The sequence below is a fragment of the Streptomyces sp. NPDC058274 genome (assembly GCF_042881375.1).
GTDB lineage: Bacteria > Actinomycetota > Actinomycetes > Streptomycetales > Streptomycetaceae > Streptomyces.
Window position 1 is genome coordinate 311,770 of record NZ_JBHVXW010000002.1, and the last position, 22,586, is coordinate 334,355.

Annotated in this window: 21 protein-coding genes; 11 read left to right on the forward strand and 10 right to left on the reverse strand. The window is 72.2% G+C overall.

Going from position 1 to position 22,586, the window contains the following annotated elements; genetic code table 11:
* The first annotated feature begins 353 nt into the window (after positions 1-353).
* Together pknB and ACFVYF_RS05875 are read left to right on the forward strand one after the other, a co-directional pair.
* Positions 354-2,498, forward strand: coding sequence for a Stk1 family PASTA domain-containing Ser/Thr kinase (gene pknB / locus ACFVYF_RS05870; protein WP_389451336.1), 2,145 nt, complete (start codon positions 354-356; stop codon positions 2,496-2,498).
* Positions 2,495-3,235, forward strand: coding sequence for a DUF2993 domain-containing protein (locus ACFVYF_RS05875; RefSeq protein WP_389451338.1), 741 nt, complete (start codon positions 2,495-2,497; stop codon positions 3,233-3,235). The genes pknB and ACFVYF_RS05875 overlap by 4 nt, the downstream gene beginning before the upstream one ends.
* A 223-nt stretch (positions 3,236-3,458) precedes the next feature.
* Here the strand turns inward: ACFVYF_RS05875 and ACFVYF_RS05880 are convergent, their stop codons facing one another.
* Both ACFVYF_RS05880 and ACFVYF_RS05885 read right to left on the reverse strand, forming a co-directional pair.
* Positions 3,459-4,097 carry a TetR/AcrR family transcriptional regulator gene (locus tag ACFVYF_RS05880; RefSeq protein ID WP_389451341.1) on the reverse strand — a complete coding sequence of 213 codons (639 nt, stop codon included), beginning with the start codon at positions 4,095-4,097 and terminating at the stop codon, positions 3,459-3,461.
* 379 nt (positions 4,098-4,476) lie between these two features.
* Positions 4,477-5,130: an FMN-dependent NADH-azoreductase gene (locus ACFVYF_RS05885; RefSeq protein ID WP_389451344.1), complete on the reverse strand. Its 654-nt coding sequence runs from the start codon at positions 5,128-5,130 to the stop codon at positions 4,477-4,479.
* Between the two features lie 133 nt (positions 5,131-5,263).
* Between ACFVYF_RS05885 and ACFVYF_RS05890 the strand changes: the two genes are divergently transcribed.
* The 4 genes from ACFVYF_RS05890 (at position 5,264) to ACFVYF_RS05905 (ending at position 9,269) form a co-directional block, all read left to right on the forward strand.
* A complete protein-coding gene (locus ACFVYF_RS05890; protein WP_389451347.1) occupies positions 5,264-5,635 on the forward strand; it encodes a winged helix-turn-helix transcriptional regulator in 372 nt (123 codons plus the stop codon).
* Positions 5,636-5,768: 133 nt separating this feature from the next.
* Entirely contained in the window at positions 5,769-7,259 is a 1,491-nt protein-coding gene (locus ACFVYF_RS05895) for a DUF2252 domain-containing protein (protein WP_389451349.1), read from the forward strand.
* Between the two features lie 677 nt (positions 7,260-7,936).
* The gene (locus ACFVYF_RS05900; RefSeq protein ID WP_389452094.1) at positions 7,937-8,692 is read left to right on the forward strand and encodes a hypothetical protein; all 756 of its coding nucleotides are present in this window, start codon (positions 7,937-7,939) and stop codon (positions 8,690-8,692) included.
* A gap of 247 nt (positions 8,693-8,939) precedes the next feature.
* Positions 8,940-9,269: a rhodanese-like domain-containing protein gene (locus tag ACFVYF_RS05905; RefSeq protein ID WP_389452097.1), complete on the forward strand. Its 330-nt coding sequence runs from the start codon at positions 8,940-8,942 to the stop codon at positions 9,267-9,269.
* A 233-nt stretch (positions 9,270-9,502) separates the two neighbouring features.
* Here ACFVYF_RS05905 and ACFVYF_RS05910 read toward each other — a convergent pair whose 3' ends face one another.
* The 6 genes from ACFVYF_RS05910 to paaA form a co-directional block, all read right to left on the reverse strand.
* Positions 9,503-10,636 (reverse strand): acyl-CoA dehydrogenase family protein, encoded by a 1,134-nt coding sequence (locus tag ACFVYF_RS05910; RefSeq protein WP_389451352.1) that lies wholly within the window; start codon positions 10,634-10,636, stop codon positions 9,503-9,505.
* Between the two features lie 226 nt (positions 10,637-10,862).
* Positions 10,863-11,927, reverse strand: a complete 1,065-nt coding sequence (locus ACFVYF_RS05915) for a 2Fe-2S iron-sulfur cluster-binding protein (protein ID WP_389451355.1) — start codon at positions 11,925-11,927, stop codon at positions 10,863-10,865.
* Positions 11,927-12,616: a 1,2-phenylacetyl-CoA epoxidase subunit PaaD gene (gene paaD, locus ACFVYF_RS05920; protein WP_389451359.1), complete on the reverse strand. Its 690-nt coding sequence runs from the start codon at positions 12,614-12,616 to the stop codon at positions 11,927-11,929. Before paaD ends, ACFVYF_RS05915 begins: the two co-directional genes overlap by 1 nt.
* A complete protein-coding gene (gene paaC / locus ACFVYF_RS05925) occupies positions 12,610-13,344 on the reverse strand; it encodes a 1,2-phenylacetyl-CoA epoxidase subunit PaaC (protein ID WP_389451362.1) in 735 nt (244 codons plus the stop codon). Before paaC ends, paaD begins: the two co-directional genes overlap by 7 nt.
* The gene (paaB, locus tag ACFVYF_RS05930; RefSeq protein ID WP_389451365.1) at positions 13,341-13,628 is read right to left on the reverse strand and encodes a 1,2-phenylacetyl-CoA epoxidase subunit PaaB; all 288 of its coding nucleotides are present in this window, start codon (positions 13,626-13,628) and stop codon (positions 13,341-13,343) included. The genes paaC and paaB overlap by 4 nt, the downstream gene beginning before the upstream one ends.
* On the reverse strand, positions 13,625-14,665 hold the full coding sequence (gene paaA / locus ACFVYF_RS05935; protein ID WP_389451368.1) for a 1,2-phenylacetyl-CoA epoxidase subunit PaaA: 1,041 nt from the start codon (positions 14,663-14,665) through the stop codon (positions 13,625-13,627). Before paaA ends, paaB begins: the two co-directional genes overlap by 4 nt.
* A gap of 293 nt (positions 14,666-14,958) precedes the next feature.
* Between paaA and ACFVYF_RS05940 the strand changes: the two genes are divergently transcribed.
* Genes ACFVYF_RS05940 through ACFVYF_RS05950 form a run of 3 tightly spaced genes read left to right on the forward strand, consistent with a single transcriptional unit; the run spans position 14,959 to position 18,022 of the window.
* A complete protein-coding gene (locus ACFVYF_RS05940) occupies positions 14,959-15,993 on the forward strand; it encodes a DUF5819 family protein (protein ID WP_389451371.1) in 1,035 nt (344 codons plus the stop codon).
* Entirely contained in the window at positions 15,993-17,225 is a 1,233-nt protein-coding gene (locus ACFVYF_RS05945; RefSeq protein ID WP_389451374.1) for an HTTM domain-containing protein, read from the forward strand. Before ACFVYF_RS05940 ends, ACFVYF_RS05945 begins: the two co-directional genes overlap by 1 nt.
* Positions 17,222-18,022, forward strand: a complete 801-nt coding sequence (locus ACFVYF_RS05950) for a TrmH family RNA methyltransferase (protein ID WP_389451376.1) — start codon at positions 17,222-17,224, stop codon at positions 18,020-18,022. The genes ACFVYF_RS05945 and ACFVYF_RS05950 overlap by 4 nt, the downstream gene beginning before the upstream one ends.
* A gap of 28 nt (positions 18,023-18,050) precedes the next feature.
* Here the strand turns inward: ACFVYF_RS05950 and paaN are convergent, their stop codons facing one another.
* Positions 18,051-19,757, reverse strand: a complete 1,707-nt coding sequence (paaN, locus tag ACFVYF_RS05955) for a phenylacetic acid degradation protein PaaN (protein ID WP_389451379.1) — start codon at positions 19,755-19,757, stop codon at positions 18,051-18,053.
* Between the two features lie 148 nt (positions 19,758-19,905).
* Between paaN and ACFVYF_RS05960 the strand changes: the two genes are divergently transcribed.
* Together ACFVYF_RS05960 and ACFVYF_RS05965 are read left to right on the forward strand one after the other, a co-directional pair.
* Positions 19,906-21,420 (forward strand): 3-hydroxyacyl-CoA dehydrogenase, encoded by a 1,515-nt coding sequence (locus ACFVYF_RS05960; protein ID WP_389451382.1) that lies wholly within the window; start codon positions 19,906-19,908, stop codon positions 21,418-21,420.
* Positions 21,417-22,007 (forward strand): TetR/AcrR family transcriptional regulator, encoded by a 591-nt coding sequence (locus ACFVYF_RS05965; protein WP_389451385.1) that lies wholly within the window; start codon positions 21,417-21,419, stop codon positions 22,005-22,007. The genes ACFVYF_RS05960 and ACFVYF_RS05965 overlap by 4 nt, the downstream gene beginning before the upstream one ends.
* Before the next feature lie 31 nt (positions 22,008-22,038).
* On the opposite strand, the gene ACFVYF_RS05970 is transcribed toward ACFVYF_RS05965, so the two are convergent.
* Positions 22,039-22,539, reverse strand: a complete 501-nt coding sequence (locus ACFVYF_RS05970) for an Lrp/AsnC family transcriptional regulator (protein ID WP_389451387.1) — start codon at positions 22,537-22,539, stop codon at positions 22,039-22,041.
* Positions 22,540-22,586 lie beyond the last annotated feature (47 nt).

The following is a 22,586-nucleotide window of genomic DNA, read 5'->3' on the forward strand; positions in this document are numbered from 1 at the left end:
GTCTTCACCAGAGACGCAAGTCCTGGTGGGGCCCGTTTCTTGCGTGTGCGGACGGGCTCCGGCCCGGACGGTGCGGCACGGCAGGGCCCCGACGGTGACGTATCTCACGGTCGGGGCCCTCCTTTTTGTGCATGGCCTGACCGGCCTGCGCGCGCGGGGTGGGTCCGGGGCCGGTCCTCCCGCCGTTCCGTACTTGCTCATTGGTGTGCAAGTATGTGCCCGACGCTCACAGTCGAAAGAGGTAGTGCGGTGTCGAGATCCGTCATGTGCGAAAGCCTGGGGCGTCACGTCCGGCCGGTCCGTCACGTCCGGCCGGTCCGCACCGCCCGCGCGGCCTCGTCCGGGGACGTGCGGTGAACCCTGGCGGGTCGGACGACCTGACCCACCTCTATCCGGAAGCCCGGCCCGGCACCGGCTACGGCTACCCGAGCACGGACTACGGCTATGGCTGCCCGGGGCCCGATCCGTCGGCCGCCGGCTACGGGGCGCCCGGCGCGGCAGGGGCCGGTGACTCCGGCTGGTACCCGGATCCGGCCGCCAGCGGTGCCGTACGGGCCTTCGGCGGGCGCTACGAGCTGGGGCAGGTGCTCGGCCGCGGCGGCATGGCCGAGGTGTACCTCGCCCAGGACACCCGGCTCGGCCGCACCGTCGCCGTGAAGACGCTCCGCGCCGATCTCGCCCAGGACCCGGTCGTCCACGCCCGGTTCCGTCGCGAGGCGCAGTCCACCGCCTCGCTCAACCACCCGGCCATCGCCGCGGTCTACGACACCGGCGAGGACAGGGCGTACGACGCTGCCGCCGGCGCCGGCATGTCCCTGCCGTACATCGTGATGGAGTACGTCGACGGCTTCACCTTGCGGGAACTCCTTTACTCCGGGCGCACTTTGCTGCCCGAACGGATCCTGGAGATCGCCGCCGGCATCCTCCAGGCACTCGCCTACTCGCACCGCGGCGGCATCGTGCACCGGGACATCAAGCCCGCCAACGTCATGCTGACGCGCGCCGGGCAGGTCAAGGTGATGGACTTCGGCATCGCCCGGGACATGGCCGACGCCGGGATGACGATGACGCAGCCGTCGGCCGTCGTCGGCACCGCGCAGTACCTCTCCCCGGAACAGGCACTCGGACAGCAGGTCGATGCCCGGTCCGACCTGTACTCCGTCGGCTGCCTGCTCTACGAACTGCTCACCTTGCGGCCGCCGTTCACCGGTGACTCCCCGATGGCGGTGATGTACCAGCACGTCCAGGAGGTGCCGCAGCCGCCGAGTCTCCACAACCCCGGGGTCACCCCCGAGCTCGACGCCGTCGTCCTGCGGGCCCTCGCCAAGGACCGTGACGTCCGCTACCAGTCCGCCGACGAGATGCGCGCCGACGTCGAGGCCTGCCTCGGGTGGGGCGGGCCGGCCGCCGTCGCCGTACCTCCTCCGGTGCCGGCCGACGCGGGGTGGTACGAGGCGCAGTACGGCGACCACGAAGTCGTGGACGAGGGCGAGGACGAAGGCGAGGACGAGGCGTTTTCGGGCGGCGGTGGGACGAAGTCCACGGCTGTGCTCGCGACGGCCGGTGTCCTCGTGGCCGCCGGCGCGCTGGCGCTCGGCTGGCTCCTGTTCGGCGGGGGACCGCCCGACACGGGCGAGGACGGTAAGGATCAGGCGGTCGCCGCCGCCGTCTCCACCGGCGTCGCGAAGGCCGAGGTGCCGGACGTCACGGGCAAGGACGAGGACGCGGCGGCCCGGATTCTCGACGAGCAGGGCTTCAAGGTGAACACCAGGCACGTCACCTCCGGGGAGGACCCCGGCACGGTGCTCGACCAGGACCCACCGGGCGGCGACCGGGTCGAGAAGGGCACGGAGATCACCCTCACCGTGGCCAGGGCGGCCGCCGAGTCCACGGTCCCGGACCTCACCGGCGCGACCGTCGCCGAGGCCAAGGCCCTGCTCGCCGCGCAGGACCTCACGCTGGGCAGTACGACCGAGGTCGACAGCGGAGCCGAGTCCGGCACCGTCGTCGGGCAGAGCGTCGCGGACGGCCAGGAGGTCGAGCCCGGTACGACCGTGGACGTGAAGGTGGCCGGCGCGGTGGAGACGGTCCAGGTGCCCGCCGACCTCGTCGGCAAGACGCTCGCCGAGGTCCGCAGCGAGCTCGGTGATCTCGGACTCGACGTGAGCGTCGCGTCCGGCTCGTCCGGCGCTTCGGACGCCGTCGTGACCTCCAGCACTCCGGAACCGGGCAGTGAGGTGGCCGGGGGAAGCACGGTGACCGTCGTCACGGAGGCGGCCGAGGGCGAGGATTCGGATTCGGATTCGGATTCGGGTTCTGATTCTGATTCTGATTCGGGGGCCGATACGGATTCCGGGTCGCCCTCGGGGGCGGGGGATTCGGACGCCGGGGCTTCGGCGTCCGATGCGTCGGTCTCGTCGGTCTCGTCGGCCTCGTCGGTCTCGGGTGTTGCGGCTTCCGGTGCCTCGCGGGCCGGATCCTCGGGCGGTGCGTCATGACGAGCCTGCGTGCACGTCCACGCGCGCGTGGAGCGCTGCGCGGCTGGCGGAAGTACGTCGTCGCGGCCGTCGCCCTGGCCGGGATGAGCGCCGCCGCGGACCGCGCCGCGCTCGCCTGGACCGAGCACTCCACTGCCGACGCCTTCCAGGACGCCCAGGGCCTGACGTCCAAGCCCGAGGTGACCGTCCACGGCTTCCCCGTCCTCACCCAGCTGGCCGGCGGCACGCTGGACCGTGTCGACATAGAGGAGTCGGACATACCCGCCGGCCAGGACGGTCGCCGGATGCCCGTCACCCGGCTCAAGGTCCGACTCGACCGGCTGAGGCGCTCGTCGGACGCCTCGGCGGCGCACGCAGCCTCCGCCGAGGCCACGGCGTTCGTGTCGTACCGGGACCTGTCCGAAGCGCTCGGTCTGGACGTCCGCTACAGCGACGACAGCAGGAAGGGCGCACCCCGCATCGAGGCCGGCACCGATCTGCCACTGGTGGGCGAGGCCACCGCGAGCGCCCGGGTGGCGGTCGCGGGCGCCGACACGATCGCCTTCCGGTCCGTACGGGTCGAGGGCGCCCTGCCGGCGAGTCTGAAGGCCGACCTGTCCGGCGTCCTGGAGCGGGAGTTGAAGCTCGACGGCGTCCCGGCGGGCCTGGCCCTGAAGAGCCTCACCACCACTCCCGACGGACTCACCGCCACGCTCTCCGGAAAGGACGTCACTTTTCACACCACCGCCGGCGCCTGAGCGCCGGCCAGGTGCCACAGGACCGGGCCGGACGGGTGCAGACAGCTGCTGTGGGGACGGACGGCTGTCCCCTGTCCGGCCCGCGCGGGCCCGCCTCACCGGCGCCCCGCGCGCAGGGCATCCGGGGCCCGAGGAGCGGCGGGTCCCGGATGCCCGTGCCCGTGCCCGTGCCCGTGCCGGTGCGGTTCAGTCGTCGGTTGCGTCTTCGGTGCCGGTGCGCCGCTCAGTCGTCGGTTGCGTCGCCCGTTTCGGTAGACACCTGGCGCAGTACGGCGTCCGCCTCGGCCGGTGTCCTCCCGGAGGCCAGCAGGATCGCTGTGGTGGCGGCCGAGGCCGACCCCTCCCACGTGCCGTTGTTCACCGACTCCAGCAGCGAGATGACCATGGACTCGTGCGCGTGCGCGAGGACCTCCGCGGGCAGGTGGTCGGCGAACACCCCGTCCCGCTGCCCCTCGGCCAGCAACTCCGTGGCCAGAGCGCGTACGGGCGTCAGCACGCCGTGGATGCCGCCTTTCAGCCCGCGGCGGCCGAGCGCGATGAGCATGCGATAGCGGTCCCCGATGCCCCAGACGGCCAGCGTGAAGCGGGCCAGGGCCACGTCGGGCGCCTCGCCGGGTACCCGGAGTTCGACGAAGGTCTGCCGGACCGTTTCCACGGCGTCGTCGGCCAGGGCGTCGAGGAGTTCCTCACGGCTCGCGAAATGGCCGTAGAGCGTACGGCGGGCGACCCCGGCCGCGCGGGCGATGTCGTCGATGGTGGTGTCGGGATCCACGCTGAGGCTTTCGCGCGCCGCCTCCAGGATGCGCCGCCGGTTCGCCTGGGCGTGCCGCCGCTGGGGCGTCGCCTTCGCGGTCTCAGTCATCGCCTGCTCCTCATGTCGCTCTGGCGAAGACTCGCATACGTCCAGGTCACGTTGCCGGGGGGTGTGGGTGTGCGTCAACACGCACGCGCGCGCCGTGCGGCTGTCCCTGGGCGGGGGCGGCCACGCGGCGCGCGCGTGCGAGGGGCGGCCGGTCCTGACCGTGCCTGGCCGGTGCTGGCCGATGCTGGCCTGACCTGACCGGTGCTGGCCGGTCCCGGCCCGACCTGATCGGTGCTGGTCGGTCTCAGAAGCGGCCGGTTTCGGGGTCGGTCCCGGAGGCGGGTCGGTCCCGGAGATGGGCCGGTCCTGGAGATGGGGCGGGTCCGGAGATGGGCCGGTCCTGGAGATGGGGGGGGGCCGGAGTCGCGCCGGTCCCGGGTTACGCGGCGAAGCGCTCGGCGAGTTCCTTCGCCCGGGTGGTGGCGGCGTCCAGGGCCTGCGTACGGGAGGCCTCGAACAGGGGGATCAGCTCGGCCATCGCCGGGTTCTGGGGCGCCATGGTGAGCTCCGGGACGATGAACGTGACGTCCAGGGCGAGAATGTCCCGCAGGGCCGCCTCCAGGTAGTTCTGCACGTACTCGAAGGGCTCGCGCGGGGTGCCCGGCGCGTAGGAGCCGCCGCGGCTGGCGACGACGGTGACCGGGGTGCCCTTGACCTTCGACTCCTCCGACATGGCGGTGCGGCCCATCAGGATCACGTTGTCCAGCCACGCCTTCAGCGTCGACGGGATCGAGAAGTTGTACATCGGGGCGCCGATCAGTACGGCGTCGGCCTGCTCCAGCTCCTCGATGAACTCCAGACGCGCGGCGAAGGCGGCGGCCTGCTCGGGGGTGTGCGTGTCCGGGGCGGCGAATCCGGCGGTGTGGGCCTCGGCGGTGATGTGCGGCACGGGGTTCGCGGCGAGGTCGCGGTAGATCACCGTGCCCTCGGGGTGCTGCTCCTCCCAGGTCTTGCGGAAGGCGTCGGTGACCGCGCGGGACGTGGACGCGGAAGCGGGGAACACGGACGAATCAATGTGGAGAAGGGTGGCCATGGGGGTCTCCAAGGAAAGAACGGGGGACGCTCCGGCGGTGAGCCGAGAGGGCCTTCTGTTTCGTACCTAACTATAGATAACACAGTCACTTACTTTTTTTCATCCCCTTGTGGGAACGCAGTACTCTGGACCCATGCCAGAGCCGGAAAGCCTCGCCGCAGGGCCGTGTCAGAAAGTCGATGACGGCATGGCACGGGTCTTCGAGCTGTTCGGAAAGCGCTGGACCGGCCTGATCGTGGCCGTGCTGCTCCAGCACCCCGTGCACTTCGCCGACCTGCGCAGGGCGATCCCCGGAATCAGCGAACGGATGCTCTCGGACCGGCTCACGGAACTCGGCGCGGCGGGACTGGTCGTGCGCGAGGTCGACGAGGGTCCCCCGCTGCGGGTGTCGTACCGCCTCACGGAGGCGGGGGCCGCGCTGGAGCCGGCCCTCAAGGAACTCGGCGCCTGGGCGGAGGCCCACCTCCCGGGAAGTGGGCCCTGCCCCGGGCCGCTGGGGAAGTAGTCCGGTGGTGGGGCTGCTCCGGCGCGTGGTTCGCGGCCTCGGCCGCGGAGTTGTCCACAGGGTCTGACGCGCTGTCGCGACCGGCGGTACGGTCATCACGAGTTGATGTTCGTGCGCGGGGGAGGCGGTCGCGATGACCGAGGTCAGTGCAGTGATTCCGGCACAGCAGGCACCCGGGGATTCCGCGGTGTCAGCGGTGTCTGCGGTGTCTGCGGTGTCAGTGTCTGCGGTGTCTGCGGTGTCCGCGGCGGCTGGGGTCCGGGGGTTCGCGGCGTGGCCCGTCGAGGGCTCCCCCAAGAAGGAGGGCAAGGCGCTGCGCCGCCGGGTGCCGCGCGCCGCGCACGCCGGGTTCACGCCGGACGCCGGCCGGCCGGACGCGGTGACCGCGGTCGAGGAGTCCAATCGGGGCCGCCTCCCCGAGCTCACGCCGATACGCGTCGGCAGGATGGCCGCCACGCCCTTCGCCTTCCTGCGCGGTTCGGCCGGCCTCATGGCGTACGACCTCGCGCGCACCCCCATGACCGGCATAGGCGCCCAGATCTGCGGCGACGCCCACGCGGCGAACTTCGGCCTGTACGGCGACGCGCGAGGGAGCCTCGTCATCGATCTGAACGACTTCGACGAGACGGCGCACGGCCCCTGGGAGTGGGACCTCAAGCGGCTCGCCGCCTCCCTCGTGCTCGCCGGCCGCGAGGCGGGAGCGGACGAGGACACCTGCCGCGCGGCAGCGCACGACGCGGTCGGTGCCTACCGACGCACCATGCGCCTGCTCGCGAAGCTGCCGGTCCTCGACGCGTGGAACGCCATCGCGGACGAGGAACTCGTCTCGCACGCCGACGCCCACGATCTGCTCGGCACGCTGGACCGGGTCTCGGAGAAGGCGCGGGCCAACACCAGCGGGCGCTTCGCCGCCAAGTCGACCGAGGTGGTGGACGGCGGCGGACGGCGGTTCGTCGACGCGCCACCCGTGCTGCGCCGCGTGCCGGACGCGGAGGCGGCGGCGGTCGTGTCCGCCCTGGAGACCTACCTGACGACCCTGTCGGAGGACCGTCTCCCCCTCATCGCCCGCTACGCCGTGCACGACGTCGCGTTCCGTGTCGTCGGCACGGGCAGCGTCGGCACCCGCTCGTATGTCGTGCTGCTGCTGGATCACCGTGGAGAACCCCTCGTCCTCCAGGTGAAGGAGGCGCGTCCGTCGGCGCTGCTCCCCCATCTCGCGACCTCTGGCCACACCGTGCCCAATGTGGACCACGAGGGCCGCCGGGTGGTGCTCGGGCAGAAGAGCATGCAGGTCGTCAGCGACTTCCTGCTGGGCTGGACATCGGTCGACGGCCGTCCTTTCCAGGTACGCCAGTTCCGCAACCGCAAGGGCAGCGTCGACCCCGCCGCGCTCGCCGCCGACCAGATCGACGACTACGGCCGGATGACCGGAGCCCTGCTCGCCCGCGCCCACTCGCACAGCGCCGACCCGCGCCTGATAGCCGGCTACTGCGGCAAGAACGAGGAGCTGGACGAGGCGATCGCCTCCTTCGCCCTCCTCTACGCGGACCGCACGGAGGCGGACCACGCTGACCTGGTGGCAGCGGTCAGGGCCGGCCGGACAGCCGCGGAGCTGGGGGTATGACGGGAGCAGCAGGGGCCGGTCGCGAGGACCGGTGACGCGGGCTGCCTCTCCCTCGCTCGGGTCGGGGCGCTGACGCGGGCGAGCGACGCCGGACGGCGACGCCGGGCGTGCGGACGGGCGGTGACGCGGGCGGATCACCGGCGGGGGGCGGACGACGTGGGGCGGTGACGCGGGCCGGGCGTCGTGGGGCGGTGACGCGGGCATGGCGTCGGGGGCGGTGACGCGGGCATGGCGTCGGGTGGCGCGGTGGGGAAGGCCACGAGCCGCCTGCGGCCGTGGCCTAGGCTGGACGAGTGACAACCCCGGAAGCCGAGCACAGCCAGCCCGACCGCACCGAGGCGGACGCCCGCGAGGCCGCGGACGGCCGGCCCCGAGGTGCGGGGGAGCCACAGCCGTCCCCTGGTGCCGGGTCGGAGTCCGAGGCCGGGAGCGCGCCGGCCTCGGTGCCCGAAGCCGAAGCGGTCTCGGTGCCCGAAGCCGAAGCGGTCTCGGGGGCGGCGCCGGGTGCCGAGCAGGAGGCTGGCGCCGAGCAGGAGGCTGGTGCCAAGCAAGAGTCTGGCGCCAAGCAAGAATCTGGTGCTGAGCAGGAGTCCGGCGCCGAGCAGCCGTCCGCCGGGACCGAGGACGGGCAGGCCTCCGGTGAGGCGTCCGGCGAGGACGCGCGGCCCGAGGCGCGGCTGGAGCGGGCCGTACGCGCCGCCGAGCAGGCGTTGATCGAGTACGAGATCGCCGTGGAGACCTTCCGCGTGGAGGTCGAGAACTTCTCGCGGCTGCACCACCAGAAGCTCGGGCCGATGTACGCGCGGCTCGACGAACTGGAGGCGCAGATCGCCGAGGCGCAGGCCGAGCGGACCGGCGACCCGGAGGACGTACGCAAGGCGCACGAGGCGCGGGCGCGGGTCATGCCGATGCCGGGGGTCGAGGAGCTGTTCCACGGCTGGATGGACTCGGAGGGCCTCTTCCCGGAGGCCGCGGCGATGCTGACGGATCAGCCGGTACGGCCCCCGCAGCGGGTGCGCCCCAGTACCGAGGCCCGCAAGCTCTACCGCGAACTGGCCCGCAAGGCCCACCCCGACCTGGCCCAGGACGAGGACGAGCGCAAGCGGCGGGACGAGTTCATCACCCGGGTCAACGCCGCCTACGCGCGCGGTGACGCGGAGCTGCTGCGGGAGCTCGCCGAGGAGTGGGCCGCAGGTCCCGCCCCCGTGGAGTGGAAGCCGAGCCGCAGCGAGGAGCTCTACGCCCGCCTCGAATGGCTCTCCCAGCGCAAGGAGATGCTGACCTTCATCGCCGGCGAGCTGGAGGAGAGCGCGATCGGCGCGATGCTCAAGCTGGCTCCGGACGACCCCGACCGGCTGCTCGAGGAGATCGCCGAACAGCTTCTGACCCAGGTCGGCGAGCGCGAGACACAGCTGGCCGAGCTGATCGGCTAGACCGCGCGGGCCGACCGGTTGTTCGGCGCGGGATGACCTCCTGGATGTCGCCGGGCGGCTGCGTGGATGTCGCTAGGCGGCCGGTTGTACGGCGCGGGGTGACCGCTTGGACGTTGCTAGGCGACCGGTTGGATGGCACGAGGGTGATCGCCTGGATGTCGCGGGGCGACCGGTTGGATCTCCGGGCCTCGCCCCCGGTCCGTCGGTCCGGTCGGGTAGCGTCGGGGCCATGCATTTTGGAGCTGGTGTGCCCACCGTCGAGGTCGCGGACCTCACGGACGGAGACTTTCTGCTGGACGTCCGCGAGGACGACGAGTGGCAGGCAGGTCATGCCGAGGGGGCGCTGCACATCCCGATCAGTGAATTCGTGGCGCGTTACGGCGAGTTGACCGAGGCGGCTCCGCAGGACGGCAAGGTCCACGTGATCTGTCGTTCCGGTGGCCGCTCGGCCCAGGTCGCGATGTACCTCGTCCAGCAGGGCGTCGACGCCGTGAACGTCGACGGCGGTATGCAGGTCTGGGCCGCCGCGGGCCGCCCGGTCGTGAACGACAAGGGCGCGTCGGGGTTCGTGCTCTAGACGCGCGCGGGGGACGCAGCCGGCCCCGGCCCGTCCGCTCTCCCTGTGCTCTCACGGCCCGTCCGCTCTCCCCTGTGCTCTCCCGTCCGCTCCCCCCCGGCTCCCCGTTCGGCTGCGGCGGGTTGGCCCAGGGGTTCTTCGGTTCGGCTGCGGCGGGTTGGCCAAGGGGGTTCTTCCGTTCGGCTGCGGCGGGTCGACCCAGGGGACCCTCGCGTCCGGCTACAAAGCGCCGGTCAGCCCAGGGGATGGGCGGCCAGGAGATCTCCCAGTGCTTCCTCGTGTGCCGCCGCCGGGCCGAGCGACAGTTCGAGTTGCTTGGCCCAGGCGTGGTAGCGGTGGAGGGAGTAGTCCGTGTCGGCGCCGAAGCCGCCGTGCAGATGCTGCGCGGTCTGCACGACCCGCCGTACCCCTTCCGAGGCCCAGATCTTGGCGACGGCCACGTCCCCGGACGCCGGCAGCGCGCCTCCCGCGCCCGTGCTGATCCGCCACGCGGCCTGCCACAGCGTGGCCTCCATCGCGCGCAGGTCGATATAGCGGTCGGCGGCCTGCACGGCGACGGCCTGGAAGGTGGCGACCGGGAACCCGAACTGCTCGCGCTTGCTGGTGTAGGCGCTCGTCATCCCGAGTACGGCCTCCCCGAGCCCGAGCGACAGCGCGCACGTCCCGGTGGCGAGCAGCGCGCGCAGTGACTCCCACGCGCCCTCCGCGTCGATGACGTCCCGCACGGCGATCCGTGCCGACTCCAGGCGCAGCTCGGCCAGCCGCTCGCCGGTGGTGGAGATCTGCTCGGCGAGTACGACCCCTTCGTGGACGCGGGGGACGAGGGCGAGGACGGTCCGGCCGGCCGCGGTGTGCGCGGGGACGAGCGTGAAGTCGGCGTTGTGGGCCCAGGGAACCGCCGTCTGTGCGCCGTCCAGGACCCATGCGTCGCCGTCCTGCCGTGCGGTCACGGCCAGTTCGGCCGGGTCGTGACCGGTCCGGCCGTTCGCTGCGACGGTCAGTACGAGTTCGCCGCGGGCGGCCGGTGCGAGCACGTCCGCCTTCAACTCGGGTCCCCCGTACGCCTGCACGGTCACCCCGGCCGCGGTGCTCTCCAGCAGGGGCACCCGGGCCAGCACCTTCGCGGACTCGCGCAGGACCAGACACAGGGCGATCGCGTCCAGCCCCGCTCCGCCGTACTCCTCGTCCAGCAGCAGGCTCAGCAGGTCCGCGCCGGCGAGCTTCGCCCACAGACCGCGGTCGAAGTCCTCCGCGACGGCGCCCGGTGTGAGGGCGGGGCTGGGCACGCCGTCCGGAGCGACCCCGGCGAACACCGCCTTCGCCGCCTCGGCCGCCGCCTGCTGCTCCTCGGTGAAGGTGAAGTCCACGGTCCTGCCCTCCCACGCCCCGGCCCACCGGAGGGATCTCCGGATCCATTGATCTGACGGAGCGTCAAGATAGAACAGGTTCTATGAGAAGGGAACCGCCCGCGAGCCACGGCCCGCCCGCGAGCCAGGGCCGGTGAGTCACGGCCCGCGAGGGCTGGTGAGCTACGGCCGGTGAGTCACGGCCCGCGAGCTACGGGCCCGCAAGCCGCGGCCCGCGGCCCCCGGCTCACCGGTCGAAGTCCAACTCCACCTGCTCCGTGGCCGGATGGGACTGGCAGGCCAGTACGTATCCCGCGTCCGTCTCCTCCGGTTCCAGCGCGAAGTTGCGGTCCATGCGCACCTCGCCGGAGACGAGGAAGGCGCGGCACGTACCGCACACCCCGCCCTTGCAGGCGTAGGGCGCGTCGGGACGGTTGCGCAGCACCGCGTCCAGGAGTGACTCGCCGTCCTGGACGGCCCAGGTCCCGCCGCGGCCGTCCAGCCGCGCGGTCACCGTGCTGTGCGCGGGAGCCGGCGTCGCGGGGGTCGGTGCGGTGCCCGCGTCCACGTGGAAGATCTCCTCGTGGATGCGGGTCCGCGCCACCCCGAGTTCGCGCAGGGCCCGTTCGGCGCCCTGCACCAGACCGAACGGCCCGCACAGGAACCAGCCCGCGACCCGGTCCACCGGCAGCAGCGCCGGAAGCAGCGCGGCAAGCCGCTCCTGGTCGAGGCGCCCGGACGGCAGCCCGGCCTGCTGCTCCTCGCGGGAGAGCACCGTCACCAGCTGGAACCGGTCGGGAAAACGGTCCTTGAGGTCGGCGACCTCCTCCAGGAACATCGTCGACGCGGACGTGCGGTCGCTGCGCAGGAGGCAGAACCGCGCCTGTGGCTCACGCGTCAGCAGTGTCGTGACGATCGACAGCACCGGGGTGATTCCGCTGCCGCCGACGACCGCCGCGTACAGCCCGGGCGCCGGCTCCAGCGTGAACCGTCCCGCCGGCGTCATCACCTCCAGCTCGTGCCCGACGGCGATCTCCTTGAGCGCGTACGTCGAGAAGGCGCCGCCGTCGACGAGGCGCACACCGACCGTCAGCGTCCGCGGACCCTCGTCCGCCGGGGCGGGGGCCGGGGAGCAGATCGAGTACGTCCGGCGGACCTCCGTACCGTCGACGCTGCGCCGCAGGGCGAGGTGCTGGCCGGCTGCGTGCCGGTACTCCGCGCGCAGGGCCGGGGGCACGGCGAAGGTCAGGGCCACGGAGTCGTCCGTGAGGTGCTCGACCGCGGCCACCGCGAGAGGGTGGAAGCGGGCCATCACAACTCCTTGAAGTGGTCGAACGGTTCACGGCAGGACAGACAGCGCCGCAGCGCCTTGCACGCCGTGGACGAGAAGCGGCTGAGCAGCTCCGTGTCGGCCGCATCGCAGTGCGGGCAGCGGATGGGCTCCGTCTCCGGGGAAGCCGCCGCATCCGGAGTGGCTGCCAATTCCGCGAAAGCCGCCGCATCCGGAGTGGCTGCCCATTCCGCGAAAGCCGCCGCATCCGGGGTGGTGGCCGCTTCCCGGGTGCTCGCGACCGCTTCCGGGCCGGCGGTGTGCGTTCGGGTGGGGCCCAGGCCGACCGTCACCGGTCCCGTCGTACGACCGCCGCGGGGCGGGGCGATCCCGAACTCCCGCAGTTTGCGGCGGCCTTCGTCCGAGATGTCGTCCGTCGACCAGGCCGGACTGAGCACCGTGTGCACGGTGACCTCGCATATGCCGTGTTCGTGCAGCAGGCGCTCGATGTCGGCCGACATCGCCTCGATGGCCGGGCAGCCGGTGTATGTCGGGGTCAGCTCGACGTCGACCGCGCCGCCGTCCTGGATGTGCACCGCGCGCAGGACGCCCAGTTCGTCGAGGGTCAGGACGGGCAGCTCGGGGTCGGGCACGGACCCGGCGAGCCGGCGCAGTTCCTCTTCGAGGGGTGTCGCCGTGGTGGCGTCGGCCGTGGGGGCGCGGGTCACCATGACGCCCCCGGGTGGCTGCGGTGCAGATGCTGCATCTCGGCGAGCATCCGGCCGAAGGACTCCGTGTGCAGTCCCTCACGGCCGGCGCCGGCGGCCCACGCCCCCGACCGCGGCCCCGTCGGCACCTGGAGAGTCGTCCGCTGCAGAACACCGGAGACGGACGCCAGCCAGTCCGTCTGCAGCTCCGCCCAGTCGACGTCGACGCCCTCCACCGGCTGGAAGAGCTCACCCGTGAACCGCCACAGCGCCTCGCAGGCCCGCCGCATCCGCTCGTGGCTCACCTCGGTGCCGTCGCCGAGCCGCAGGGTCCACTGCTCGGCGTGGTCCTGGTGGTAGGCGACCTCCTTGACGGCCTTCGCGGCGAGCGGTGCGAAGGCGCCGTCCCGGGCGGCCAGCCGCGCGTACAGCAGGCGCTGGTAGGTGGAGAAGTAGAGCTGGCGGGCGATCGTGTGGGCGAAGTCGCCGTTCGGCTGCTCCACCAGCTGGACGTTGCGGAAGGCCCGCTCCTCGCGGAGGTAGGCCAGCTCGTCCTCGTCGCCGACCAGGGACAGCAGCACCCGGGCCTGGCCCAGCAGGTCCAGCGCGATATTGCCGAGGGCCACTTCCTCTTCGAGGACGGGCGCGTGCCCCGCCCACTCGCCCAGGCGGTGCGAGAGCACCAGCGCGTCGTCGCCGAGGGCCAGCGCCGCGGCGGCCGTGATGCCGGTCTCGGGCAGTGCGGGCTTCACAGGTGCTCCACCCCCTCCGGGATGTCGTAGAACGTCGGGTGGCGGTACGGCTTGTCCGCGGACGATTCGAAGAAGGGGTCCTTCTCGTCGGGCGAGGAGGCCGTGACGGCCGTGGACGGCACGACCCAGATCGAGATGCCTTCGCCGCGCCGGGTGTACAGATCGCGCGCGTTGCGCAGGGCGAGCTCGGCGTCCGGCGCGTGCAGGCTGCCGGCGTGGGTGTGCGAGAGACCGCGGCGGGAGCGCACGAAGACCTCCCACAGGGGCCAGTCGGGGGTCGTCATGCTCGGGCCTTTCCGTGTGCGTCTGCGTGGCCGGCACCGGCCGGGTCCTGCTTCGCCGTCTGCTTGCCGGCGTACGCGGCGGCCGCGTCCCGCACCCAGGCGCCCTCCTCGTGGGCGCGCCGGCGCTGCGTGATGCGCTGTTCGTTGCACGGGCCGTTGCCCTTGAGGACCTCTCGGAACTCGGTCCAGTCGATCGGGCCGAAGTCGTGCTGTCCCCGCTCCTCGTTCCACCGGAGGTCCGGGTCGGGGAGGGTCAGGCCGAGGGATTCCGCCTGCGGTACGCAGATGTCCACGAAGCGCTGGCGCAGCTCGTCGTTCGAGTGGCGCTTGATCTTCCAGGCCGTCGACTGTGCCGAGTGCGCGGACTCGTCGTCGGGCGGGCCGAACATCATCAGGGACGGCCACCACCAGCGGTTCACCGCGTCCTGCGCCATCTCGTGCTGCTCCGGGGTGCCGCGGCTGAGGGCCAGCAGCAGCTCGTAGCCCTGGCGCTGGTGGAAGGACTCCTCCTTGCAGATGCGGACCATCGCGCGGGCGTACGGCCCGTAGGAGCAGCGGCAGAGGGGGACCTGGTTGGTGATCGCGGCGCCGTCCACCAGCCAGCCGACGGCACCGACGTCCGCCCAGGTCAGCGTCGGGTAGTTGAAGATCGACGAGTACTTCTGGCGGCCGGTGTGCAGCTTGTCGAGCAGCTCGTCGCGGCCGGTGCCGAGGGTCTCGGCCGCGCTGTAGAGATACAGCCCGTGCCCGGCCTCGTCCTGGACCTTGGCCATCAGGATCGCCTTGCGGCGCAGGGACGGCGCGCGCGTGATCCAGTTCGCCTCCGGCTGCATGCCGATGATCTCCGAGTGGGCGTGCTGTGCCATCTGCCGGACGAGCGTGGAGCGGTAGGCGTCGGGCATCCAGTCGCGTGGCTCGATGCGCTCGTCGGCCGCCACCGCGGCGTCGAAGGCGCGCTCGTACGCCTCCTGCGCGGTGCTGTCCGCCGGGCCCGCTTCCGGCGTGCGGACCGTACGGTGCGCGGCTGCTGTCGCCATCCGGATCCCCCTTGACCTCTCGCTCCCACGAACCGACCGATCGTTCGGTTCGCCCACCCCATGGTCGGGTGAGGGTCGTACAGTGTCAACCGCTGTGGATAACCTCGTGGGCCCGGATGTGACCACTGTGCCCACAGGGGCTGTGCCGGGCGGCGGGCCTGAGTACCGTTCCGGTGCGACCGCGGCGCCGGGTGCGCGGGCCCTGCGGCCCCGGACGGGCGGGTGGCGCACAGTCCGGTACGGCGTCGCAGAGCCGGACGGAGGAATCGGACCGGGATCGGGAACGGGGCGGAATGGACGCGTACGACGAGGGCTCGGACGCCCGGCACGGGCCGGGCGGCCCCGACGGCTCCGTACCGGACGACTCGGCCCGCGCCGACAGCAGCCACGGCACCGCTCCCGGCGAGGGTTCCCCCCAGGACGGCCCAGGCGGCGACGGCCCGCGACCCGCACCGCAGGAGCCCGCGACGCCAGTGAGCGCCCTCCCGCGGCCCGCACCGCACGAGCCCACGGCGCCGGCGCGCGCCCACCAAGGGGATGACACCGATGCGGGTCCCGGGCGCGCCCACGAACGCAGGGGCCCCGACGCGGATCCCGGTCACGTCCAGGAAGGCGACGGCCCCGACGCGGGCCCGGAGGGCACCCTTCCCGGAAGCGCCCCGGAATCGCCCGCCCCGCCCCCCACCGGCCTGGCCGCGCTCTCCCTGCCGTACCAGATCGCCGCCGCTCTCGCGCTCGCCGTCGTCATGGTCGGCGCGTGTGCCCATCTCGCCCTGGTGTTCCTGCACGTCGCGCCCTCGAACACGGTCACCAAGCAGCACGGCCGGGCGGTGGACGACTGGGTCTATCCCGAGTTCGAGCAGAACTGGAAGCTCTTCGCGCCCAATCCGCTGCAGCAGAACATCGCGGTCCAGGTCCGCGCCGACGTCCGCACCGCGGACGGCGGACGCAACACGACCGGCTGGTACGACCTCTCCGCGCAGGACGGCGCCGCCATCGACGGCAATCTGCTGCCGAGCCACACCCAGCAGAACGAGCTGCGCCGGGCCTGGGACTTCTACGTCGGCACGCACGACAACCAGAACCGTCCCGCGGGCCTGCGCGGCGACCTCGCCGAGCGCTATCTGCGCCGGGTCGTCGTCCTGCGTCTCGGCCGTGCGGACGCGGGCGGCAAGGGTGCCGCCCTGGAGCGCGTCCAGGTCCGCTCCCGCACCACCAACGTGCCTCCCCCCGACTGGAGCGAGGAGCAGCTGTCCGACAAACCCGTCTACCGCGAGCTGCCCTGGTGGACGGTGCCGGCGGCCGAGCGGACGGGGGCGGACACGTGATGAACCGGTTCTCCCAGTGGATCTCGCGCGGGATCGCGCGGGTCACCGACGCGGCCCTCGGCCCGTACCAGTCCGCCGTGATCCGCATCGGTTTCTCGGCCACCTGGCTGCTGTTCCTGCTGCGCGAGTTCCCGCACCGGCAGGAGATGTACGGGCCCGAAGGTCCGTGGAGCTGGAGCCTGGCGCAGCAACTCATCGCGGGCAACCACGCCTTCACGGTCCTGATGTGGTCCGACAGCGGGCTGTGGTTCGAGAGCGTCTACGCGCTGGCCCTGCTGTCGAGTGTTCTGCTGCTGCTCGGCCTGCGCACGCGCACGATGTCCGTGCTCTTCATGGTCGGCGTGCTCTCCCTGCAGAACCGCAGCATCTTCATGGGGGACGGCGGCGACAACGTCATCCACCTGATGGCGATCTACCTGGTGTTCACGCGCTGCGGTGAGGTGTGGTCGCTGGACGCGCGGCGGGCCCGGCGCGCGCGTGAGGCACGCGCGCGTGGCGAGCGGGAGGCAGCCGACTGGTCCGGGCCCGCCCTGTGGGCGGTGCTGGGCCTCGCGCTGGCCGCGGCGACCCTGGCGGGGAAGCTCGACGGGGGCCTGCTGGGCGGCTGGCTCACGGTCTTCTGGGGACTGTGGACCGTGCAGGCGCTGTGGTGGGCCGCCGGCCGCCACACGCGCGGGAGGGAGCCGCGGATCCTGCTGGACGTCGTCGCCAACCTCGCGCACAACGCGGCCCTGTTCGTGATCATGGCCGAGGCGTGTCTGATCTACTCGACGGCCGGCTGGTACAAGATCCAGGGGTCGCGCTGGCAGGACGGCACCGCGGTCTACTACCCGCTCCACCTGGACTACTTCTCGCCCTGGCCCGCGCTGTCCGACCTGCTCTCCGCGCACGGCACGCTCGTGATGCTGGTGACCTACGGGACGGTCGCCGTGCAGGTCGCCTTTCCCTTCACCCTGTTCAACCGACGGGTCAAAAACGTCCTGCTGGCAGCCATGATCACCGAGCACGCCGTGATCGCCGTGGTGCTGGGGCTGCCGTTCTTCTCGCTCGCGATGATCGCGGCCGACGCCGTGTTCCTGCCGACGACCTTCCTGCGGCGCCTCGGGGACTGGGCGGCACGCGCGCGTGGAGGGCTCTTCCCGGGCCGCGGCCGTACGCTGCCGGGCCCGCGCAGGCAGCAGGAGCGCACCCCGGAACCGGCCGGGGAGACGCACGTAGGCTTCGGAGCATGAACGACCCGGACAGCAGGCAGGGCCCGCACGGTGGCACCGACGCACAGGACGCCGTACGGGCCTGGCACCGGCTCGCCGACACCGCCGTCCTGCTCGACGGGTTCCACGCCCTCAAGCACGCCGTGCGCTTCCAGGCCCGTATCCCGGTGGCCGTGAGCGCCGGCCGGCGGGCGACGCTCGCGCTGGCCGACGAACTCGCCCCGGACGTACGGGAGGCGATCGACGGGCTGCTGGCCGAGGTACCGGAGGCGACGCTGCGGGCCCTCGTGCCGCGCGTCCACCCCACCGCGGTCGCCGCACTCGCCGAACGCCCCTCCCGGGAGGCCAATCTCGCGGCGCTGGCGCACCCGGCCCGGACGGCGCCCGTCATCGTGCTCGACAATCCCCGCAACCTGGGCAACGCGGGCGCCGTGATCCGGCTCGCCGCCGGCTTCGGCGTCACCGGAGTCGTCACGACGGGCACGCTCGACCCCTGGCATCCGACGGTCGTCCGCGCCGGGGCGGGCCTGCACTTCGCGACCGCCGTGGAGCGGCTGACGGTGGCCGAGCTGCCGCCGGGGCCGGTGTTCGCCCTCGATCCGGAGGGTGAGGACATCCGGGGGCTGAAGCTCCCGGACGACGCCGTGCTCGCCTTCGGCTCGGAGCGCAGCGGGCTCTCCGCCGAACTGCGCGCCCGCACCGACCACTTGGTGTCACTGCCGATGCGCCCCCAGGTCTCCAGCTACAACCTGGCGACCAGTGTGGCGATGACGCTGTTCCACTGGAGCACGACCGGGGGCGCGGGCGCGACCGCTTAGCGCCCCCGGTGCTCCTGGACGATCCGGCTCAGGCCTGGCGGCGGACCTCCACCACACGGAAGCGGTTCGCCACGAACGCCCCGTCGCACAGCGCCGCGTTGGCCGCCGGGTTGCCGCCCGAGCCGTGGAAGTCGGAGAACGCCGCGGTCTGATTGACGTAGACCCCGCCCGTGAGGTTCAGCGAGAGCTGGGCGGCCTCCTCCAGGCAGGCCTCCTGCACGGCTTGCTCGACCTCCTCGGAGGTGGTGTACGCGCCGACCGTCATCGCGCCCTTCTCCCGGACCGTGCGACGCAGCAGCGCCACCGCGTCCGCGGCCGAGTCGACGGCGACGGCGAAGGAGACCGGGCCGAAGCACTCGTTCATGTAGGCGGCCTCGTCGTCCGTCCCCTCCCAGTACTTCCGCGCGCCGTCGAGCTTCACGATCACCGGCGTACGCACCACGGCGTCCGGGAAGTCGGGGTTGGCGATCTCCCTTGAGGGGAGCGCGACTTCGCCGAGACCGGCGGCGGCCTCCAGGCGGGCCTTCACGTCCGGGTTGACGATGGCTCCGAGCAGCGCGTTCGCCCGGGCGTCGTCGCCGAGGAGTCCGCCGACCGACCGGGCGAGGTCGGCGACCACCTCGTCGTACGACTTGGGGCCCTCGTCCGTACGGATGCCGTCGCGGGGGATCAGGAGGTTCTGCGGGGTCGTGCACATCTGGCCGCTGTACAGGGACAGGGAGAAGGCCAGGTTGGAGAGCATGCCCTTGTAGTCGTCGGTCGACTCGACGATCACCGAGTTGACGCCGGCCTTCTCCGTGTAGACCTGGGCCTGGCGGGCGTTGGCCTCCAGCCAGTCGCCGAAGGCCGTCGAGCCCGTGTAGTCGATGATCCGGATCTCGGGCCGCACGGCGAGGGTCTTGGCGATGCCCTCTCCGGGGCGTTCGGCGGCCAGCGCCACCACGTTCGGATCGAAGCCGGCCTCGGTGAGGACCTCGCGGGCGATCTGGACGGTGAGCGCCAGCGGCAGCACCGCGCGCGGGTGGGGCTTGACCAGCACCGCGTTACCGGTGGCGAGGGAGGCGAACAGGCCCGGGTATCCGTTCCACGTCGGGAAGGTGTTGCAGCCGATGAGGAGTGAAATGCCGCGCGGCACGGGCGTGAACTGCTTGCTCAGCGCGAGCGGGTCGCGCTTGCCCTGGGGCTTGGACCAGTCGACGCTGTCCGGGGTGCGGACCTGCTCCGCGTACGCGTACGCCACCGCTTCCATGCCTCGGTCCTGCGCGTGCGGGCCGCCCGCCTGGAACGCCATCATGAAGGCCTGGCCGCTGGTGTGCATGACCGCGTGCGCGAACTCGTGCGTGCGGTCGCTGATCCGCTTGAGGATCTCCAGACAGACCGCGGCACGCGTCTGTGCGCCCGCGTCGCGCCATGCGCGCAGGCCGGCCTGCATGGCGGGCAGCAGCTCGTCCACGTCCGCGTGCGGATAGGTGACGCCCAGCTCGATTCCGTACGGCGAGATCTCGCCGCCCACCCAGTCGTCGGTGCCGGGCTGGCCGAGGTCGAGACGGGTGCCCAGGAGGGCGTCGAAGGCGGCCTTGCCCTCGGCCATGCCCAGGCTGCCGTGCTCTCCGTACGCCTTGGGGTGTTCGGGGTGCGGGGACCAGTACGCGCGCGTGCGGATCGCTTCCAGCGCCTGGTCAAGGGTGGGCCGATGCTGGGCGATCAGCTGGTGCGCGGTCGGTTCGGCGGCCATCAGGGACCAACTCCTCGTCTCAAGAGCTCTTCTTTGAGCTCATGACCTGGGCGGAAACAGCCGGACAGAGCTAGAGTAACCGAACGATCGGTCGGGACAAGGGGGTCCGCCGCATCTGTGGAAAACCATGTGCGGGAGGATCGCGAGCATGACAGCACTCGACCTCAGCAGCCCCGTGGCCGTCGTCGGTACCGGCACCATGGGCCAGGGCATCGCCCAGGTCGCACTCGTCGCGGGCCACCCCGTGCGGCTCTACGACGCCGTACCGGGGCGCGCGGACGCGGCGGCCGAAGCGATCGGCGCCCGCCTCGACCGGCTGGTCGAGAAGGACCGGCTCGCCGGTACGGAGCGGGACGCGGCACGCGCGCGGCTGCGGCCGGCGCAGAGTCTCGCCGAGCTCGCGGACTGTGTCCTCGTCATCGAGGCGGTGCTCGAACAACTCGATGCGAAGCAGCAGCTGTTCCGCGACCTCGAGGACGTCGTCGACGAGAACTGCCTGCTCGCCACCAACACCTCCTCCCTGTCCGTCACGGCCATCGGCGGCGCGCTGCGCAACCCGGGGCGCCTCGTCGGACTGCACTTCTTCAATCCCGCGCCGCTGCTGCCCCTGGTGGAGGTCGTCTCCGGGTTCTCGACCGACGTCACGTCGGCCACGCGCGCGTACGAGACGGCACGCGCCTGGGGGAAGACCCCGGTGGCCTGCGCCGACACCCCCGGCTTCATCGTCAATCGCATCGCCCGGCCCTACTACGCGGAGGCCTTCGCGGTGTACGAGGCGCAGGCGGCCGACCCGGCGACGATCGACGCGATCCTGCGCGAGTCGGGCGGGTTCCGGATGGGCGCCTTCGAGCTGACCGACCTGATCGGCCAGGACGTCAACGAGTCCGTCACGCACTCCGTCTGGCAGGCCTTCTTCCAGGACGTGCGCTTCACGCCCTCCCTCGCCCAGCGGCGGCTGGTGGAGTCGGGCCGGCACGGCCGCAAGACGGGACAGGGCTGGTACGACTACGGGGACGAGACCGAGCGTCCCGAGCCGCACACCGCGGACCGGGCCCAGCCGCCCGCGTACGTGACCGTCGAGGGCGACCTGGGGCCGGCGGCCGAGCTGCTCGCCCTGATCCGCGAGGCGGGCATCCAGGTCCGCGAGGACGAGGAGGACCACGGCACCCGGCTGGTGCTGCCCGGCGGAGGCCAGCTCGCTCTTGCCGACGGCCAGACCTCCGTCGAGTTCCGTGACGTCGTCTACTTCGACCTGGCGCTCGACTACCGCAGGGCGACCCGGATCGCCCTGTCGGCCTCCCAGGACACCGCGTCCCGGACCCTCTCGGAGGCGATCGGCCTCTTCCAGGCGCTCGGCAAGGACGTCAGTGTCATCGGGGACGCGCCCGGCATGATCGTCGCCAGGACCGTGGCGCGGATCGTCGACCTCGCGCACGACGCCGTCGCCAAGGGCGTGGCCACCGAGGAGGACATCGACACGGCGATGCGCCTGGGCGTCAACTACCCCCTGGGCCCCTTCGAATGGAGCCGCCGGCTCGGCAAGAACTGGGCGTACGCGCTGCTGGACGACCTGCACCTGCGCGACCCCTCCGGGCGCTACGCTCCCTCGCTCGCGCTGTACCGCCACGCGTACGCCTCCGACAAGCGGGAGGGCTCCTCATGACCACCGCCAAGCGCGACACGTACACCCCGGAGACACTGCTCTCCGTCGCCGTCCAGGTCTTCATCGAGCGCGGCTACGACGGCACGTCGATGGAGCACCTCTCCAAGGCGGCCGGCATCTCCAAGTCGTCGATCTACCACCACGTCGCCGGCAAGGAGGAACTGCTGCGCCGTGCCGTCAGCCGGGCGCTGGACGGCCTCTTCGAGATCCTCGACGAGGAGCACGCGCGCGAAGGGCGTGCCGTGGAGCGCCTGGAGTACGTCGTACGGCGCATGGTCGAGGTGCTCACGGCCGAGCTGCCGTACGTGACGCTGCTGCTGCGGGTGCGCGGCAACACGGACACCGAGCGCTGGGCCCTGGAGCGGCGCCGCGACTTCGACCACCGGGTGGCCGAGCTGCTGAAGGCGGCGGCCGCCGACGGGGACGTACGTGGCGATGTGGAGGTCCGCCTCGCGACCCGGCTGGTCTTCGGGATGATCAACTCCATCGTGGAGTGGTACCGGCCCGACAGCCGTGGGATGGGCGAACGCGAAGTGACCGAAGCGGTGGCACAGCTGGTCTTCGGGGGACTGCGCAGCGAGGGCTGAACGGGTCACTCCGGTGCCGCCTGGCCGCGGCTCACCCCTCCGGCCCCACGTCCTCCTCCTCGAAGACCAGCAGGGTCCGGGTGCTGAGCACCTCGGGGATGGCCTGGAGACGGGTGAGCACCAGCTCGCGCAGCGCCCTGTTGTGGGGGGTGTGCACCAGGAGCAGTACGTCGAAGTCGCCGCCCACCAGGGAGATGTGCGCCGCCCCCGGCAGCACCCTGAGCTGCTCGCGCACGGTGCGCCAGGAGTTCTGCACGATCTTGAGCGTGATGTACGCCGACGTGCCCTGACCGGCCCGTTCGTGGTTGACGCGGGCCCCGAAGCCGCGGATCACGCCGTCCTCGATGAGGCGGTTGATCCGCGCGTAGGCGTTGGCGCGCGAGACATGGACCCGTTCGGCCACGGAGCGTATCGACGCGCGGCCGTCCGCCTGGAGCATCTGCAGGATGTCCTGATCGATGGCATCGAGAGGGCGGGCGGGTGGCAGGGACGTGCCGGCCTCGGGCCCCTCGGCCATTTGTTCAGGTGCCATGTCCCCCCGCCTCCCTACCATGGACGTACTGCATCCATCTCAGGTTG

Coding starts and splice junctions, on each gene's coding strand:
- ACFVYF_RS05875 (WP_389451338.1), top strand. CDS start 2,495: ATGACGAGCCTGCGTGCACGTCCACGCGCGCGTGGAGCGCTGCGCGGC.
- ACFVYF_RS05880 (WP_389451341.1), bottom strand. CDS start 4,097: ATGACTGAGACCGCGAAGGCGACGCCCCAGCGGCGGCACGCCCAGGCG.
- ACFVYF_RS05885 (WP_389451344.1), bottom strand. CDS start 5,130: ATGGCCACCCTTCTCCACATTGATTCGTCCGTGTTCCCCGCTTCCGCG.
- ACFVYF_RS05890 (WP_389451347.1), top strand. CDS start 5,264: ATGCCAGAGCCGGAAAGCCTCGCCGCAGGGCCGTGTCAGAAAGTCGAT.
- ACFVYF_RS05895 (WP_389451349.1), top strand. CDS start 5,769: ATGACCGAGGTCAGTGCAGTGATTCCGGCACAGCAGGCACCCGGGGAT.
- ACFVYF_RS05915 (WP_389451355.1), bottom strand. CDS start 11,927: ATGGCCCGCTTCCACCCTCTCGCGGTGGCCGCGGTCGAGCACCTCACG.
- paaD (WP_389451359.1), bottom strand. CDS start 12,616: ATGGTGACCCGCGCCCCCACGGCCGACGCCACCACGGCGACACCCCTC.
- paaB (WP_389451365.1), bottom strand. CDS start 13,628: ATGACGACCCCCGACTGGCCCCTGTGGGAGGTCTTCGTGCGCTCCCGC.
- paaA (WP_389451368.1), bottom strand. CDS start 14,665: ATGGCGACAGCAGCCGCGCACCGTACGGTCCGCACGCCGGAAGCGGGC.
- ACFVYF_RS05940 (WP_389451371.1), top strand. CDS start 14,959: ATGGACGCGTACGACGAGGGCTCGGACGCCCGGCACGGGCCGGGCGGC.
- ACFVYF_RS05945 (WP_389451374.1), top strand. CDS start 15,993: ATGAACCGGTTCTCCCAGTGGATCTCGCGCGGGATCGCGCGGGTCACC.
- ACFVYF_RS05950 (WP_389451376.1), top strand. CDS start 17,222: ATGAACGACCCGGACAGCAGGCAGGGCCCGCACGGTGGCACCGACGCA.
- paaN (WP_389451379.1), bottom strand. CDS start 19,757: ATGGCCGCCGAACCGACCGCGCACCAGCTGATCGCCCAGCATCGGCCC.
- ACFVYF_RS05960 (WP_389451382.1), top strand. CDS start 19,906: ATGACAGCACTCGACCTCAGCAGCCCCGTGGCCGTCGTCGGTACCGGC.
- ACFVYF_RS05965 (WP_389451385.1), top strand. CDS start 21,417: ATGACCACCGCCAAGCGCGACACGTACACCCCGGAGACACTGCTCTCC.
- ACFVYF_RS05970 (WP_389451387.1), bottom strand. CDS start 22,539: ATGGCACCTGAACAAATGGCCGAGGGGCCCGAGGCCGGCACGTCCCTG.